We start from the raw sequence: 16,800 nt of genomic DNA, 5'->3' as shown, positions 1-16,800 counted from the left end.
TATCTGGCTGACGGGACACCCCGTTCACTATCACAGCGCATGGGTACAAGGCTATTTTGCTACGGATCATGCTGCGAAAAACAGGATTGATGAAATGAAAAAAGGGTTATTACTGCTTTCTTTGCTGGTGGCGACGGCGACCAATTTTGCACACGCCGATGATGCCGCGATCAAGCAGACGTTAACGCGTCTGGACATGCAGGGGGCGGAAATCCTGCCTTCGCCGATGGCGGGCATGAAAACCGTCATTACCGATAGCGGCGTGCTGTATATCAGCGAAGACGGCAAGCATTTGCTGCAAGGCCCGCTTTATGACGTGAGCGGCACCATGCCGGTTAACACGACCAATAAGATCCTGATCGGCAAGCTGGATGCGCTACAGGAACAGATGATTGTGTATAAAGCCGCGCAGGAAAAACACGTTATCACCGTGTTTACCGACATCACCTGCGGCTATTGCCACAAACTGCATGAACAGATGAAAGACTACAACGCGCTAGGCATTACCGTGCGCTACCTGGCCTTCCCACGTCAGGGCATGAAATCGCCGGCAGCAAAAGATATGCAGTCCATCTGGTGCGTGGCCGATCGCAATAAAGCGTTTGATAGCGCGATGAAGGGCGACGCGATCTCGGCAGCAACGTGTAAAACCGATATCGCCGCGCATTACCAACTGGGTATCCAGTTTGGCGTGCAGGGCACCCCTGCCATCGTGCTGCAAGACGGTATGGTCGTACCGGGATATCAAGGGCCGAAAGAAATGCTGGCGATGCTGGAAGCACACAAAGCCTCGAAAAAAACCGGCGGTTAATGCTACGTGGATATGATTACCCAACTCCGCCGGCGTCCGCTGGTGGAGGACATTGATTTACCTGACACCGTTCCGCCTTTGCTGCGCCGCCTTTATGCGCAGCGCGGCGTGAAAGGTGCACAGGAGCTGGAACGTGGCCTGAGTGGTTTACTCAATTACCGTTTGCTCAGCGGCATTGATAAAGCGATTGACCTGCTGCAACAGGCGCTGGCTGAAAAGCGCTGCATTGTCATAGTTGGTGACTTTGATGCCGATGGTGCTACCAGCACGGCGCTCACCGTATTAGCGCTGCGCAGTATGGGCGGCGTGAACGTGAAATATCTGGTGCCGAACCGTTTTGAAAACGGCTACGGATTAAGCCCGGAAGTCGTATTACAGGCTGAGAAGTTGGGGGCGAAGCTCATCGTCACCGTGGATAACGGGATCTCTTCTCACGCGGGTGTCGAGGATGCGCACCGGCGCGGTATCACGGTGCTGGTGACCGATCACCACCTGCCGGGCGAAATCTTGCCTGACGCCGACGCTATGATTAATCCCAATTTGCCTGACTGCCAGTTTCCCTCCAAGGCACTGGCTGGCGTAGGCGTCGCGTTTTACCTGATGATGGCCCTGTTCGTGCGCCTGCGTGATAGCAACTGGTTTACGCAACCTTTGTTTACGCAGCAAGGGCTGGCGAAGCCGAATCTCACCGAATTACTGGATCTGGTCGCGCTGGGCACGGTGGCTGACGTGGTGCCGCTGGATGCCAACAACCGAATTCTGGTCGCTCAGGGGTTGAATCGCATTCGTGCGGGCGAGTGTCGTCCGGGCATTCGGGCGCTGTTGGAAGTGGCGAACCGCGATGCCAGCCAACTGGTCGCCAGCGATTTAGGCTTTGCGCTTGGGCCACGGCTTAATGCGGCTGGACGGCTGGATGACATGACGGTTGGCGTCGAACTGCTATTGAGTAATGACATTACTCAGGCGCGCATGCTAGCTAACGATTTAGATGCCTTGAATCAGGATCGTCGCGAAATCGAACAGGGGATGCAGGTCGAAGCGCTGCGCCTGTGCGAATCGCTGGAACGTACCCGCACCGAATTACCTTACGGTCTGGCAATGTATCATCCAGAGTGGCATCAGGGCGTTGTCGGCATTTTGGCATCGCGTATCAAAGAGCGTTTTCATCGTCCGGTGATTGCCTTTGCACCTGCGGGCGACGGTATGCTGAAAGGGTCGGGGCGTTCCATTTCCGGCCTGCATCTGCGTGATGCGTTGGAGCGGCTGGATACGCTGTACCCCGGCATGATGGATAAGTTTGGCGGACACGCGATGGCGGCAGGGCTATCGCTGCATGAAGATCGATTTGAGGATTTTCGTCAGCGCTTCGGCGAACTGGTCGGCGAATGGCTCGATCCGTCTCAGCTTGAAGGCGTCGTTTGGTCTGATGGTGAACTGGTGCTACCGGAACTGGATCTGCTCTCAACGGCAGAAATGCTGCGCTACGCGGGGCCGTGGGGACAGGCGTTCCCCGAACCGACGTTCGATGGCTGCTTCCGCATTCTGCAACCCCGCCTACTCAAAGAGCGCCATTTGAAAGCGATGTTTGAACCGATCGGTGCAACAGGGCAGGTGCCGCTGTTAGACGGCATCGCGTTCAATATCGATACTAGCATCTGGCCAGATCCCAGTATTAAAGAAGTGGAAATGGTGTACCGGCTGGATATTAACGAGTTTCGCGGTAAACGCTCGGTGCAATTGATGATCCAACATCTGTGGCCGCGCTGACCGCGTGAACCGAATACGGCGGGCAGAAAGTCTATAAAATAGGCCTTTTATCCGCTAGAATGGCGGGTTACACCATTCCGTTGTCAACGACTTAACGTAAGAATATAAAAAATCATGTTTGAAATTAATCCGGTAAAAAACCGCATTCAGGATCTGTCTGAACGTAGTGCCGTTCTTAGGGGGTATCTTTGACTATGATGCCAAGAAAGAACGCCTCGAAGAAGTAAACGCCGAGCTGGAACAGCCTGATGTCTGGAATGAGCCTGAACGCGCTCAGGCATTGGGAAAAGAACGTTCCTCGCTGGAAGCTATCGTCGACACCATCGATCAATTGACTCAGGGTCTGGAAGATGTGAACGGCCTGCTTGAGCTTGCGGTGGAAGAAGATGACGAAGAGACGTTCAATGACACCACGGTAGAACTGGACGCGCTGGAAAATAAATTAGGCCAGCTCGAGTTCCGTCGCATGTTCTCCGGCCAGTACGACAGTGCGGATTGCTACCTGGATATTCAGGCGGGTTCTGGCGGTACGGAAGCGCAGGACTGGGCCAGTATGCTGGTGCGTATGTACCTGCGTTGGGCGGAAGCCAAAGGGTTTAAAACCGAAATTATTGAAGAGTCAGACGGTGACGTGGCCGGTACGAAATCCGCCACCATCAAGATCATCGGTGACTATGCGTTTGGCTGGCTGCGTACTGAAACGGGCGTACACCGTCTGGTGCGTAAGAGCCCATTCGATTCCGGCGGCCGCCGTCACACCTCATTCAGCTCCGCGTTTGTCTACCCGGAAGTGGATGACGATATTGATATCGAAATCAATCCAGCCGACCTGCGTATTGACGTGTACCGCGCATCCGGTGCGGGTGGTCAGCACGTTAACCGGACAGAGTCCGCGGTGCGTATTACCCACATTCCGACCAACATTGTCACGCAGTGTCAGAATGACCGTTCTCAGCATAAAAACAAAGATCAGGCAATGAAACAGCTGAAAGCGAAGCTGTACGAGTTTGAGATGCAAAAGAAAAATGCTGAGAAACAGGCGATGGAAGACAACAAATCTGATATCGGCTGGGGCAGCCAGATTCGTTCCTATGTTCTGGATGATTCGCGCATCAAAGATTTACGTACCGGAGTGGAAACACGTAACACTCAGGCGGTACTGGATGGCGATCTGGACAAATTTATTGAAGCAAGTTTAAAAGCGGGGTTATAAGAATTCACATGGCTGAATCACAATCACAGGGTGCCGATCAGGCGCAAGATCTGAATAACGAATTAAAAACGCGTCGTGAAAAGCTGGTGGCGCTGCGTGAAACCGGGATCGCATTCCCGAATGATTTCCGCCGTGACAGCACGTCCGATCGTCTGCACGCTGAGTTCGATGCCAAAGAGAACGAAGAGCTGGAAGAACTGGGCGTTGAAGTGACTGTCGCGGGCCGTATGATGACCCGTCGCATCATGGGTAAAGCCTCTTTCGTGACCTTGCAGGACGTCGGTGGCCGTATTCAGCTGTATGTTTCCCGCGACGATCTGGCGGAAGGCATCTATAACGAGCAGTTCAAGAAGTGGGATCTGGGCGATATTCTGGGCGCGCGCGGTAAGTTGTTCAAAACCAAAACTGGCGAGCTGTCCATTCACTGTACCGAACTGCGTCTGCTGACCAAAGCGCTGCGTCCGCTGCCGGATAAATTCCACGGTCTGGCCGATCAGGAAACTCGCTATCGTCAACGTTATCTGGATCTGATTGCCAACGACGAATCTCGTAATACCTTCCGCATTCGTTCCAAAGTGATGGCGGCGATCCGTAGCTTCATGGTCGATCACGGTTTTATGGAAGTCGAAACGCCGATGATGCAGGTGATCCCCGGCGGTGCGTCTGCCCGTCCGTTTATCACGCACCATAACGCGCTGGACATCGACATGTACCTGCGCATCGCGCCGGAACTGTATCTGAAGCGTCTGGTTGTGGGTGGTTTTGAGCGTGTGTTTGAGATCAACCGTAACTTCCGTAACGAAGGCGTTTCCCCGCGTCACAACCCTGAATTCACCATGATGGAACTTTATATGGCGTATGCCGATTATAAAGACCTGATTGTGTTGACGGAGAACCTGTTCCGTACGCTGACGCAGGACGTGCTGGGCTCGACGACGGTGCAATACGGCGACCAGACATTCGACTTCGGTAAGCCGTTCGAGAAGCTGACGATGCGCGAAGCGATCTGCAAATACCGTCCTGAAACCAACGTTGCCGATCTGGACGATCTGGAGAAAGCGACCGCGATCGCCCAGTCTCTGGGGATCAAGATCGAGAAAAGCTGGGGGCTGGGCCGCATCGTGACCGAGATCTTCGAAGAAACGGCAGAAAGCAGCCTGATCCAGCCAACCTTCATCACCGAATATCCGGCTGAAGTGTCACCGCTGGCGCGTCGTAACGATCAGAACCCAGAAATCACCGATCGCTTTGAGTTCTTCATCGGCGGCCGTGAAATCGGTAACGGCTTCTCCGAGCTGAACGATGCCGAAGATCAGGCAGAGCGTTTTGCTCAGCAGGTGAACGCTAAAGATGCAGGCGATGACGAAGCGATGTTCTACGACGAAGACTACGTGACCGCGCTGGAACACGGCCTGCCGCCAACCGCGGGTTTGGGTATCGGTATCGACCGTATGGTGATGTTGTTCACTAACAGCCACACTATCCGCGACGTGATCCTGTTCCCGACGATGCGTCCACAGAAGTAAGCAGCTGAGCGTAAAAAGTCAGCCTGACATTGTTGTCATACTTTATTAAACCGGTGCAATTGCACCGGTTTTTTTATTATCGATAATGAAAAATTTTATGTAAAACAATGGGATGATTTTTTTCGTAGGGACACCTCGCACTGTGGTAGCCCCGTGTATCTCGATCTCACCTCGATAGTATTATCACCTCGTTTTATCTCCGCATTCTTGTCGTCATTCTGTGATTGTCCCCCAACGGGGGAAGATGCTATTTTCAGGCATTCATTCACTGCCGGAACCCTCTCATGATGACGTACCGCGATGCCTGGTTCGAACTGGCGCTGTTAACCAACGGCCGTAGTTTTCCACGGCATACGCACGACGAGTTTGTCATCAGCGCTAATCTCAGCGGATTGGAAACGGTCTGGCTGGATGGAGAGACTTTTGTTGCCACCAACGATATGGTGACGACCTACAATCCCAATCAGCTACAAGGTAGCGACAACGCGTTTGATCGCTGGCAGTGCGCATCCTTGTACGTTCACCCACAGGCATTCGAGCATTATTTCCACCAAACCTTTCGGTTCTCAAGGGGCTGGAATCCGTCGTCACAGTTGGCGTCTGAGTTAAAACAGCTCGTCACCTCTGATTTGGACGATAGCACGCGTCAGGAGCGTATTATCCTGCTGCTGGCGGGGTTGATGGAAAACCAGCATCCTATGCCGTCTCAGGGACAGCTCAAAGAAGCAGAGCGGATCACACGGATAAAAGACGGGTTGCTGAACGATCTCAGCGATGTCCCCACGCTCGACCAGCTCGCACAGCAGGAAAATCTGTCGGTCGCCCATCTGGTGCGCTCGTTTAATCAGGCAGTCGGGCTACCGCCTCTGGCGTGGTTGATGCAGCGACGCATGTGTAAAGCGCGGGAGCTGTTGCGGCAGGGCGCTGCGATTAGTCAGGTTGCGGGCGATGTCGGGTTTGCCGATCAGGCGCATTTCACGAAGGCTTTCAACCGCTATAACGCCATGACGCCGGGGCAATTCCGCCGTATCAATTTTTGACAATACAGCGTTTCCCTTCGGCTCTACACTCGCCTTATTGCTTAACGCTCGAAGGGAATACCATGCTGTTAGTTGTCTTCACGGGGATGCTGCTATCCCTGTCACTCTGTCTCGATCTGGGAATGGTCAATACCGCGATTATTAACCGTGGGCTGCGGCACGGCGCGCGCTCGGCGTTTTATATCGGGCTGGGTTCCTGTTTCGGCGATCTGTTTTATGCCACTCTGTCAGTGCTGGGTCTGGCGGTGGTCTTTAACCTGACGCCCGTCCGCTGGGTGTTATGGATTGGCGGCGGACTAATTCTGATCTGGATGACGTTCAGCATGGCGCGCGCGGCATGGCGTGACTATCAGGTTAAACGCTTCGCCGACCTGTCTGCGACAGCGAATGCAGCGGGTTTTATTGCGCCACCTGCCCGCTATACCGAATTTCTCAGCGGCGTCGGCATGGCGCTGGCGTCACCGACGGCGTTACTGTGGTTTGCAGCGATTGGCGGCACGATTATCGCGCAGTCTACCGATGGCTCTGCTTTCATGATCGGCCTGTTTCTGCTGGGCTTTTTCGTCGGCGGCGTGCTGTGGACGTTCTTCCTTGCCGCGTTGGTGAAGTACGGTCAGCGCCTGCTGAAAGAACGGATCTCATTCTATTGCAGCCTGATTTCTGCGCTGCTATTTGCCTACTTTGCCTGGCACGTCATTTCCAATGGCTATGAGACGCTGTTTCTACCGCTCTCCACAGCCGCATAACCGACTAAAACATCAGCACTTTGCCGGGTTTTTTACTTGCTCGGCAACGGCATAGCGCTATAATGCCAGTCGTTTCTGCGTGCGAGTGTAGTTCAATGGTAGAACGGCAGCTTCCCAAGCTGCATACGAGGGTTCGATTCCCTTCACTCGCTCCAAGTTCTCTTCCATCATCGTCCACTCAAGTCCAATAAATCCAGTCACCACAAGGCTTTTCACGATTTCTCAGTCGTTCAGGGAAAACACGCGTCTATCTAAATCTACAGGCTAATGTGTAGGGTAATCCCCGAAAAAGCAGAGCATTCATAATGCAGAATTTTCTCGCAATCTGAATACAAGAGATTATTATGAATAACATCTCTATTATCATAGGGTTGTGTGTTATTTCTATTGGTTTTTTTACGCCACTTTACTGAGGTCAATGCTTATGAAACCACATCCGATACGCGAAATTATTGAAGCCTGTGATAAAGCAATCTCTGAGCGAAATTTTGATGCTCTGATGAGTTATTACGCTGAGGATGCGGCACTGGTTATCAAGCCAGGCATGGTGGCAAGAGGAAAAGATGACATAAGAAAAGCATTTGTCGCTATTGCCGATTATTTTAAAAATCAACTGGTTGTTGAGCAAGGAAACATGCAGGTCATTGAGGGGGGTGGCGACGCTTTAGTTATCATGGAAACCGTTCTTCATTATCCAGATGAGCAGGGGAGTATTGTCACCACAACGCGACGAGCAACCTACGTGTTCAGGAATGACGCTAATGGAAACTGGCTTTGCACAATTGATAACTCTTATGGAACAACACTTCTTGACTGATTTTGTTGGGTTAATGCAGGCGCGATCAGAGCGGTTACCCTGACGCGCTTTACTCTGATTGAATTTGAGGCTAGCGAGTGACCTCAATTCCTTTCATTTACCCGGTTTCACCACCGTCGTCGTCCAGTAGGGTAAATCCCAGGTGCCGCCCAGGCGGATCATACGGCATGAACCTGTGAACGATGCACTGCTCTGCTGGAATGCTTTGCCATCCCATATCCATGCGTTATAGCTCATGCAGTCCGCGAGTCCACGCCCTTTCTGTACTGCGGTAATTTCACCGTTTTCGTAGCCTACACCGATTGTGGTCACAAGCTGCGGCTGGGTTTGCATGGCGTTGTCGATAACCCAGTAAGCGTAGCCTTCGTTATAAGCCGCGCGCCAGCAAAGCGTGCTGAGTAGGGACATACTGTCATTCAATGGAATGCGTTCAATCGGTTCTGCTTCTTGATAATCTTGCGGTGGGAAACTGTCGCAGTCATCTGCTTTTAACGTCTTAAGCAGTTTTTTCTGGATAGCCGACTGTTCTGCATCCGTCAGAGTCCGCGATGCCTCCTGCTTAGTGGCTGCTGCGTTGATAACGGGGGCAGCTACAGCAGATAATACACTGTTTTTATTTCCTTTTTTGGTGATGGCATCCGTTGTCCCAATGCGACCTTGCTTCTCATCCATCTTTAGCAGTCCCGCGTAGGCACCCGCCCCGGACAGTTCGGAAACGACACCATTGTGATGAAAAGCCACTTTCCCGCTTCCTTTTAGAGCCTGTAGGACGAGGGGAATCTGCGTCTCATTGAGCTGCCAGAGATTGTCTCCGGTTGAGGTGAGTAGGCCTTTATCGACACCGTCAACGGTTAGCGTGAGCTTGGTGCCTTTAGGAATTTCCTTTTCTACCTCAGCGAGCGTAACCTCAGCCGTTATTGGCGTATTTTGCCCGGCATGGCGCGTGAGAAGCAGTGAGACACCTGGCACATCTTCCTCTTCTCCCGTGTACTGCTCTTCTGGCGAGTAGCCGGCAGCCCGGCACGTTAGCGTGTTATCACAGACCACTTCCCAGTCTTTATGAAAAAAAGTGCTATCAGCGAAGGTTGTAGCAAACGCCATAACAGGAATCCCCGTGATCAGTGCGGTTAGCATAGGGAGGCGGGGAGGGAGAGAAAAAGTCATTTTCCATCAAGTCCTTGATTACGTTGTAGCTTGCTGCTGGCCTATTTTCGCTGTCAGAAGGCCCGTCGCTTTTTTGACATATACCAAGATGTTAGCGTGAGACGGCGTGATATTGCGAATATTTCTTGTCCGACCACTCCTTTATTAAACGTGAATCGGGTATGATGCCGCTGCCGTTAACCGTTCATCGGCTGCTCAAAATCCCCTCAGTGTTATCAGCATGTTTATTCTGCTTTTTAACCTCACGCGTGATAACAGCCAGAAACAGTTTTCCACACAGTTGAAACGATCCCTATAAAAAAGTGTCATGATAGATGTAGCGCGATGAGAACGACTCTTTATGCGGTACGCTGTTAATCACTTAAAGACGAGTATCATGAAGATTAAGCAAACATTTACCAGGGCATTACTCCACCCGCGCTATTGGACGACTTGGTTTGGTCTTGGCGTGCTGTTTTTATTAGTTCAACTCCCTTATCCGCTGCTGATGAAACTCGGTAGCAGTGCAGGTCGTCTATCCCGGCTCTTCCTGAAACGCCGGGTGTTGATTGCCAGACGCAATCTTGAATTGTGCTTTCCTACGATCTCCGACGATAAAAGAGAAGCGATGATCGACAATAACTTCGCTTCGCTCGGGATGGCATTAGTCGAAACCGGTATGGCCTGGTTCTGGTCCGATCGCCGCGTGCGCCAGTGGTTTGATGTTTCAGGGCTGGAGCATTTACAGCACGCGACCGCAAAAGGTCAGGGCGTAATGGTGATTGGTATTCACTTTATGTCGTTGGAGCTGGGCGGTAGGGCGATGGGGCTGTGTCGACCAATGATGGCGATGTACCGTCCGCACAATAATAAAGCGATGGAAATGGTACAAACCTGGGGACGGTCTCGTTCCAACAAAGCGATGATCGACCGTAAAGATCTGCGTGGCATGGTGCAAGCGCTAAAACGGGGTGAAGCGGTATGGTTTGCTCCCGATCAGGACTACGGCCCTAAAGGCAGTGTTTTTGCCCCGTTCTTTGCGGTGAAAAATGCGGCAACCACGAGTGGCACATACACGATTAGCCGTCTCGCAAAACCAGCGATGATGACGACAGTGCTGATTCGCAAACCCAATGCCTTGGGTTATCAACTGGTGATTCAGCCTGAATTACAGGATTATCCTTATCACGATGAACAGGCTGCGGCGTGTTACATGAATAAGGTGATTGAGAAAGAAATCATGCGTGCACCCGAACAGTACCTCTGGCTGCACCGTCGCTTTAAAACCCGTCCGGCAGGGGAAGTGTCTCTGTATGCCTGATGAGAACTGCGCCTGATGCGAAGCGCCGCACCGGTTTTCATGCGGTGCGGCACTGCTGATGATGTTTTATTCTTTTTCTAACAGTAGCCCGCGTGGAGCGAAGGATTTTTTCATTGCGCCAACGCATTCGCGGCGTGCCAGATAGCGGTAGCAGCCAGCAGCAAGGAATGCGCCGATAAACCAACTGAAGTTGGCCGCATCGCGCCACTGTGGCGTGAAGGTGATAATCAGCCCAATGGTCACCGCGGGAATTAACGCCATTATCGCATTCGGATTAAAGCCGTTTCGATACCAGTACTTCCCTTTTGGCGTCGCGTCGAACAGATCGTCCACATAGACTTTCCCTCCTTTGATGACATAGAAATCCATCAGTAGAATCCCGAACAGCGGGCCGATAAAGGCGCCGAGTACGTCAAGCGTGTAGTGAATCAGCTCTGGCGAGTTGAAAAGGTTCCACGGCGTGAGCAATACGGATCCGACTGCGGCGATCATTCCACCCGTGCGGAAGCTGATACGCTGCGGTGAACAGTTGGAAAAATCAAACGCTGATGAGACGAAGTTAGCAACGATATTGATCCCGATGGTGGCGATAATCATAGTCAGCACGCCAAGCGCGACGGCAAAGCCGCTGTCAATATGCGAGACGGTTTCAATCGGATCGGTAATCATGCGGCCGAATAATGACTGTGTACCCGAAACGATCACCACGGTGATAATAGAGAACAGCAGAAAATTGAACGGCAGACCCCAGCGGTTGCCCCGACGGATTTCCTGCATGCTTTTACCGTAGCGGGAAAAGTCACCGAAGTTCAGCAGCGGGCCGGAAAAGTAGGAAACGACCAACGCAGTGGCGGTGAGCATTTGCCAAAGTTGCTCGCTGGTTGTAAGTGTTTTGCTGGTCAGCGTAAAAGAAATATTCTCCCATCCGGTCTGATAAACAATCCAGATCGCAAGCGCCGTCATCACCACATAAACCGCCGGACCTGCAAAATCGATAAAGCGTTTAATCGCGTTCATGCCATGCCAGAACACGAGAGCCTGCAGGAACCACATGATGCCAAAGCAGATCCAACCCAGAGCTGACAGGCCGAGCCAGTGACTCTGTGTCAGTGGGGAGAGCGCAGGATAAAACTTCAGCAGAACCAGCATGAGTGCATGCGCGGCCAGATACGTCTGAATGCCGTACCAGGCAAAAGCGATGAGGCCACGGATGACGGCGGGAATATTCGCGCCAAAGACACCGAATGCCTGACGGCAAATCACCGCATAAGGAACGCCGCTCATCTGGCTGGGTTTCGCGACCAAATTTGCGCAGACCTGCACAATACAGATGCCCACAAGCAGGCACAGCAACACCTGCCAGCTTGCCAGCCCCAGCGCGAAAAAGCTGGCTGCAACCACGTATCCGCCCATGCTGTGCACATCTGACATCCAGAATGAAAAGATGTTGTACCAAGACCAGGTTTGAGTACGTGTCGGTGCCAGATCCTCATTGCAGAGTTTTGGACTGTACGCGTTGCTACCATTACCTGTAATCATTTTTTCTGGCATGGAATCTGCTCCTTTTACCCTAGTCGTGAAATGAATGACGTTATGTATGTAGAAAAGGAGTTGCATTAATCAGGCCAAAATTAATTTCTTGTATACATATTTTATATTTTCTGTATACGATTTGATGAGAATGTGACAACGAGAAGAGCGAATGAACTACACTTACGGACTGGAAAATGAGCAGTTTTTGCAGCAAAAAGATGATGTTATCTATCAGGCTCTGCTCAACGCTATCGTCGAACACCAATTACTGCCGGGCACCAAATTACCGGAGGAAGCGCTGGCAGAGGTGTTTGATGTGAGTCGAACGGGAATTAGAAAAGTCTTACAACGTCTTGCTATGGTGCAGATGGTGACGTTAACGCCCAAACGTGGTGCGCAGGTGTCGACCCCCTCCGTTGAAGAAGCGCAGGAAATTTTCCAGACTCGCCGCTTTATTGAGTGTGCCAATCTGTCTGAAGTGGTGCTGCACTGCCAGTCTCCTCACTTGACGGCGTTAGAGCGGCTGATCGTGGCAGAGCAGCAGGCACACGCAGACCAAAACGGTGCAGAAGCGATCCGCCTGTCTGCCGCATTCCATATTCAACTCCAGGCGATCTCTGGCAATACCGTGCTAACAGGAATCGTGTCGCAACTGACGCTGCGCTCATCACTGGTTATCGCGGCCTATGGCACGCCGTGGCAGCAGGGGTGTCGATGCCACGATCATCACGATCTGCTGGCGTTACTACGGGATAAAAATGTCTCAGGGTTAGCGGAAGCGATGACGCAGCATTTTGATGACATTGTTGCCAGCCTGCGTTTTGACCGGGATGACAACGTGGAGCCGGATTTCCGCCGACTGTTCGGCCATATCAGGGAGAAGCTCGCGTGAAACCTTGCGTAATTCAGGTGATTAACCCCAATACCAGCCTTGCCATGACCGAAACGATCGGTGCCGCGGCTCGCGCTGTGGCATCGCCAGGAACGGAGATTGTCGCAGTGTGTCCTTCTCAGGGCGCGCCGTCTATTGAGGGACATTTTGACGAAGCGATAGCCGCGATTGGCGTGTTGGAACAGGTGACGCAGGGTAAAGCGCAGGGCGTTGACGGGCACATTATTGCCTGCTTCGGCGACCCAGGTCTGCTTGCTGCCCGTGAAGTGGCCAGCAAGCCGGTCATCGGCATCGCCGAAGCCGCCATGCATATGGCGACGCTGGTGGCAACGCGCTTCTCGATTGTTACCACATTACCGCGCACCGTCATCATCGCCCGCCATTTACTACAGCGCTATGGCTTTGAACATCACTGTGCTGCGCTGCACGCGATCGATTTGCCGGTGCTTGCGCTGGAGCAGGATAGCGGGATCGCACAGAACAAGGTGCGTGAATATTGTATACAGTCTCTGCGTCAGGATGGCGTGGGAGCGATTGTACTTGGGTGCGGTGGAATGGCCGATCTGGCGCAGGAGCTGACGCAAGAACTGTCGATTCCTGTGATCGACGGCGTCAGTGCTGCCGTCAAGCTGATTGAGTCATTGTCGGCACTGGGATTGACGACCAGTAAACAGGGCGATTTGGATTACCCGATTGCCAAGCCGCTGAGCGGCATGTTTAGTTCGCTGCGTTGAAAGAAGGGAAGGACATGATCACAGCACCTGCTGCAACGATGTACGGCATTGAGAGCGATTACCCCCGTGACCTGATCGGCTATGCGGGACAGCCCCCGCATGCTAACTGGCCTGAAAATGCACGCATTGCCGTGCAGTTTGTATTGAACTACGAGGAAGGTGCGGAAAATAACGTCTTACATGGTGACGCCGGATCCGAGCAATTTCTGTCCGATATTATTGGTGCGGCGAGTTATGCGGATCGTCATATGTCGATGGATTCTCTGTATGAATATGGATCACGCGCCGGTTTTTGGCGTATCCATAATGAGTTTCAGCGCCGCGGATTGCCGTTGACGGTATTTGGTGTGGCAATGGCATTAGCGCGTAATCCCGCTGTGGTCGAGGCGATCAAGTTGGCTAATTATGACGTAGTGAGCCACGGCTGGCGCTGGATTCATTACCAGCATATGGATATCGACACCGAACGCGAGCACATGCATAAAGCCATTACTGTGCTGACGACGTTATTTGGTCAGGCTCCGCTTGGCTGGTACACCGGCCGCGACAGTCCCAATACCCGCCAGTTGGTCGTCGATAACGGCAACTTTTGGTACGACAGCGACTACTACGGTGACGATCTGCCATTCTGGATGCCGGTCAAAAAAAGCAATGGTGAGGTGCAGCCGCATCTGATCGTGCCGTATACGCTGGATGCTAATGATATGCGTTTTGCCTCACCACAGGGGTTTAACAGCGGAGATCAGTTTTTCACCTATCTGAAAGACAGTTTTGATGTGCTCTACGAGGAAGGTGAAACCGCACCTAAAATGCTATCCATCGGGATGCACTGTCGTTTGCTAGGGCGGCCAGGCCGTTTCCGTGCGTTACAGCGTTTTCTGGATTACGTTCAACAGCATGAGCGAGTATGGATTTGCCGCCGTCAGGATATCGCCGAGCATTGGCGTCAGCATCATCCGTATATCGCGCCGTAAAACTCAGAGAATACTGGAAACAAAAATGGCTACCGGATGGCAGCCATTTTAGGGTGGTTAACGTACTTGAGTACGATTAACGGAAGATAGCGTGGGGGTTAACACCGCGATAGGTTTTGCCCAACGCTTTTAATATTTGATTGATTTTGCGGACAACGCGCATCTTTTTTATCCCCACGATTCTTAAATAATTATTGGTTGAAAGTACCAAAGTTGATGTTGATGTTTTCAAACATAGCGATGATTTTGTTCAGCAGTTTCATGGTCATTTCCTCGTTGTTAGTTGATTTGTTTTCTGTGATGCTGTTCACGTTTTTAAGAATACTCGTACTGATACGGGTGGTCAACTTTTTTGTGATGCGAATCACAAAAAAATGAACGATCAGTTTGTGAGGAGTAAACCGCTGTTTTGATTTTCGTCTAAGAACCCGTTCTGCTTTTTCTTCATACTGCCCCATTTTCAGCGAGTGGCCTGATTGAGCATTACCTGTACTGGCTGTGCGCTTCGTTATCGGACAGATGACGTGAGATAGGTAAATTGTCTCGATTAGCAGTTGAAATAAGCGCGGGTGAAGCGGGATAATCACGCGCTTCACATTGCCTGACACCGCCTTATCCAGCTTGTTTAGTTCAGCCTGTTTTTGGTACAGCAGTGTCTTGATATAGCAACGTTTTCCAGCTTTGCATCCAGCGAGTTAATCGTTTGCGTGCGGAGCTATACGGTTCATGATGCGCCAGCGATGTTGGTGCATTCGCGGAGCAAGGCCGCGGGAATCGTAAGAATCGATCTTAAATAATAATGGCATTTCAGGGGATACCACCATGTCAAACACCACCCGTCAGGTAGGCTCACAAGGCTCGCTTGATGCTTTTTTCAAAATTACACAGCGCGGTAGTAACGTGCGTCAGGAAGTGTTAGCTGGCCTGACGACGTTCCTGGCGATGGTTTACTCCGTGATTGTGGTGCCGAGTATGCTGGGCAAGGCCGGCTTCCCGCCGGCAGCCGTGTTCGTTGCAACCTGTCTGGTTGCCGGGCTGGGGTCGCTGCTGATGGGATTGTGGGCCAATCTCCCAATGGCGATCGGCTGTGCGATTTCGCTGACGGCATTCACCGCGTTCAGTCTGGTGCTGGGGCAACAAATCAGCATTCCTGTGGCGCTGGGAGCGATCTTCCTGATGGGTGTGCTGTTCACCATCATTTCCGTCACAGGCATCCGCTCCTGGATCTTGCGTAACCTGCCGATGGGCGTGGCGCATGGTACGGGGATTGGTATCGGTCTGTTCCTGCTGATTATTGCCGCCAACGGTGTCGGTCTGGTGGTAAAAAACCCGATTGACGGTCTGCCGGTCGCGCTGGGTGATTTCACTTCTTTCCCTGTCATTATGTCCCTGCTGGGGCTGGCGGCGACTATCGGTTTAGAGAAGCGTCGCGTACCGGGCGGTATTCTGCTGGTTATCATCGCGATCTCTATTCTGGGGCTGATTTTTGACCCGAAGGTAAAATACGCTGGCTTCTTTGCGCTGCCGAGCCTGACGGCGGCTGACGGTTCGTCGCTGATCTTCAGTCTGGATATCATGGGCGCATTGCAGCCGATGGTTCTGCCGAGCGTGCTGGCGCTGGTAATGACCGCTGTGTTTGATGCCACGGGTACGATCCGCGCGGTAGCCGGACAGGCAAACCTGCTGGATAAAGACGGGCAAATCATCAACGGTGGTAAAGCCCTGACCGCAGACTCCGTGAGCAGCATTTTCTCCAGTCTGGTCGGAACGTCTCCGGCTGCGGTTTACATCGAATCCGCAGCGGGTACGGCAGCCGGTGGTAAAACGGGCTTAACGGCAACCGTTGTCGGTGTCCTGTTCCTGCTGTTGCTGTTTGTGTCTCCGTTAGCGTATCTGGTGCCTGGCTATGCCACCGCACCCGCGCTGATGTACGTCGGCCTGCTGATGCTGGGCAATGTCTCCAAACTGAACTTTGATGATTTCGTCGATGCCATGTCCGGTTTGGTATGTGCCGTATTCATCGTGCTGACCTGTAACATCGTGACCGGTATCATGCTGGGCTTTGGCGCGCTGGTGCTAGGCCGCATCTTCTCCGGCGAATGGCGTAAACTGAACATCGGCACCGTGGTGATTGCTGTCGCGCTGGTGGTGTTCTACGCTGGCGGCTGGGCGCTGTAATCCTTTCCAACAGACCTTCTGGCATCGTCCAGAAGGTCTGTCATTCCTTGTCTGTCCTTCCTCTTTCCCTTCCTTATCATTTCCCACGCTAAACGCGATTTTATG

15 protein-coding genes and 1 tRNA gene are annotated in these 16,800 nt (G+C 52.4%); 13 read left to right on the top strand and 3 right to left on the bottom strand.

The annotated features are described in order from the left end of the window. Positions 1 to 94: 94 nt before the first annotated feature. From dsbC to H4F65_RS10235, 8 genes are all read left to right on the top strand, one after another. A complete protein-coding gene (dsbC, locus tag H4F65_RS10270; RefSeq protein ID WP_010279866.1) occupies positions 95 to 811 on the top strand; it encodes a bifunctional protein-disulfide isomerase/oxidoreductase DsbC in 717 nt (238 codons plus the stop codon). A gap of 6 nt (positions 812 to 817) precedes the next feature. Continuing rightward, on the top strand, positions 818 to 2,578 hold the full coding sequence (recJ, locus tag H4F65_RS10265; protein ID WP_172644989.1) for a single-stranded-DNA-specific exonuclease RecJ: 1,761 nt from the start codon (positions 818 to 820) through the stop codon (positions 2,576 to 2,578). A 114-nt stretch (positions 2,579 to 2,692) separates the two neighbouring features. Next, a protein-coding gene (prfB, locus tag H4F65_RS10260; protein ID WP_100068784.1) for a peptide chain release factor 2 occupies positions 2,693 to 3,791 on the top strand; the annotation gives its coding sequence in 2 pieces (ribosomal slippage) (positions 2,693 to 2,767 and positions 2,769 to 3,791; 1,098 coding nt in all). Between the two features lie 8 nt (positions 3,792 to 3,799). Beyond that, positions 3,800 to 5,317, top strand: coding sequence for a lysine--tRNA ligase (gene lysS / locus H4F65_RS10255; protein ID WP_010279877.1), 1,518 nt, complete (start codon positions 3,800 to 3,802; stop codon positions 5,315 to 5,317). Between the two features lie 284 nt (positions 5,318 to 5,601). Continuing rightward, on the top strand, positions 5,602 to 6,357 hold the full coding sequence (locus H4F65_RS10250) for a helix-turn-helix transcriptional regulator (RefSeq protein WP_010279880.1): 756 nt from the start codon (positions 5,602 to 5,604) through the stop codon (positions 6,355 to 6,357). Between the two features lie 62 nt (positions 6,358 to 6,419). After that, entirely contained in the window at positions 6,420 to 7,103 is a 684-nt protein-coding gene (locus H4F65_RS10245) for a LysE family translocator (RefSeq protein WP_010279883.1), read from the top strand. 81 nt (positions 7,104 to 7,184) lie between these two features. After that, positions 7,185 to 7,258 (top strand) — tRNA-Gly (locus H4F65_RS10240). 269 nt (positions 7,259 to 7,527) lie between these two features. After that, complete coding sequence (locus tag H4F65_RS10235; protein ID WP_039318905.1) at positions 7,528 to 7,920, top strand: YybH family protein; 393 nt, start codon at positions 7,528 to 7,530, stop codon at positions 7,918 to 7,920. A gap of 93 nt (positions 7,921 to 8,013) precedes the next feature. Here H4F65_RS10235 and H4F65_RS10230 read toward each other — a convergent pair whose 3' ends face one another. Then, complete coding sequence (locus H4F65_RS10230) at positions 8,014 to 9,084, bottom strand: DUF1176 domain-containing protein (RefSeq protein ID WP_039318902.1); 1,071 nt, start codon at positions 9,082 to 9,084, stop codon at positions 8,014 to 8,016. 376 nt (positions 9,085 to 9,460) lie between these two features. On the opposite strand from H4F65_RS10230, the gene lpxP reads away from it, so the two are divergent. After that, entirely contained in the window at positions 9,461 to 10,384 is a 924-nt protein-coding gene (lpxP, locus tag H4F65_RS10225) for a kdo(2)-lipid IV(A) palmitoleoyltransferase (protein ID WP_010279892.1), read from the top strand. 66 nt (positions 10,385 to 10,450) lie between these two features. On the opposite strand, the gene H4F65_RS10220 is transcribed toward lpxP, so the two are convergent. Continuing rightward, positions 10,451 to 11,935 (bottom strand): NCS1 family nucleobase:cation symporter-1, encoded by a 1,485-nt coding sequence (locus H4F65_RS10220; protein ID WP_014914192.1) that lies wholly within the window; start codon positions 11,933 to 11,935, stop codon positions 10,451 to 10,453. 151 nt (positions 11,936 to 12,086) lie between these two features. Here H4F65_RS10220 and H4F65_RS10215 point away from each other — a divergent pair, with 151 nt between their 5' ends. From H4F65_RS10215 to puuE, 3 genes are read left to right on the top strand one after another with little or no spacing between them, the layout of a single operon-like run. Then, positions 12,087 to 12,809 carry a GntR family transcriptional regulator gene (locus tag H4F65_RS10215; RefSeq protein ID WP_010285239.1) on the top strand — a complete coding sequence of 241 codons (723 nt, stop codon included), beginning with the start codon at positions 12,087 to 12,089 and terminating at the stop codon, positions 12,807 to 12,809. Further along, on the top strand, positions 12,806 to 13,543 hold the full coding sequence (gene hpxA / locus H4F65_RS10210; RefSeq protein WP_010285240.1) for an allantoin racemase: 738 nt from the start codon (positions 12,806 to 12,808) through the stop codon (positions 13,541 to 13,543). The genes H4F65_RS10215 and hpxA overlap by 4 nt, the downstream gene beginning before the upstream one ends. A gap of 14 nt (positions 13,544 to 13,557) precedes the next feature. Beyond that, entirely contained in the window at positions 13,558 to 14,517 is a 960-nt protein-coding gene (gene puuE / locus H4F65_RS10205) for an allantoinase PuuE (protein WP_010285242.1), read from the top strand. A 191-nt stretch (positions 14,518 to 14,708) separates the two neighbouring features. Here the strand turns inward: puuE and H4F65_RS10200 are convergent, their stop codons facing one another. Continuing rightward, entirely contained in the window at positions 14,709 to 15,125 is a 417-nt protein-coding gene (locus H4F65_RS10200) for a hypothetical protein (RefSeq protein WP_010285244.1), read from the bottom strand. A gap of 214 nt (positions 15,126 to 15,339) precedes the next feature. Here H4F65_RS10200 and H4F65_RS10195 point away from each other — a divergent pair, with 214 nt between their 5' ends. After that, entirely contained in the window at positions 15,340 to 16,695 is a 1,356-nt protein-coding gene (locus tag H4F65_RS10195) for an NCS2 family permease (RefSeq protein WP_010285246.1), read from the top strand. The last annotated feature ends 105 nt before the right edge of the window (positions 16,696 to 16,800 follow it).

Source organism: Pectobacterium brasiliense, from assembly GCF_016950255.1.
In the GTDB taxonomy this organism is placed as follows: domain Bacteria; phylum Pseudomonadota; class Gammaproteobacteria; order Enterobacterales; family Enterobacteriaceae; genus Pectobacterium; species Pectobacterium brasiliense.
This window is presented reverse-complemented; position numbering and strand designations above follow the sequence as displayed.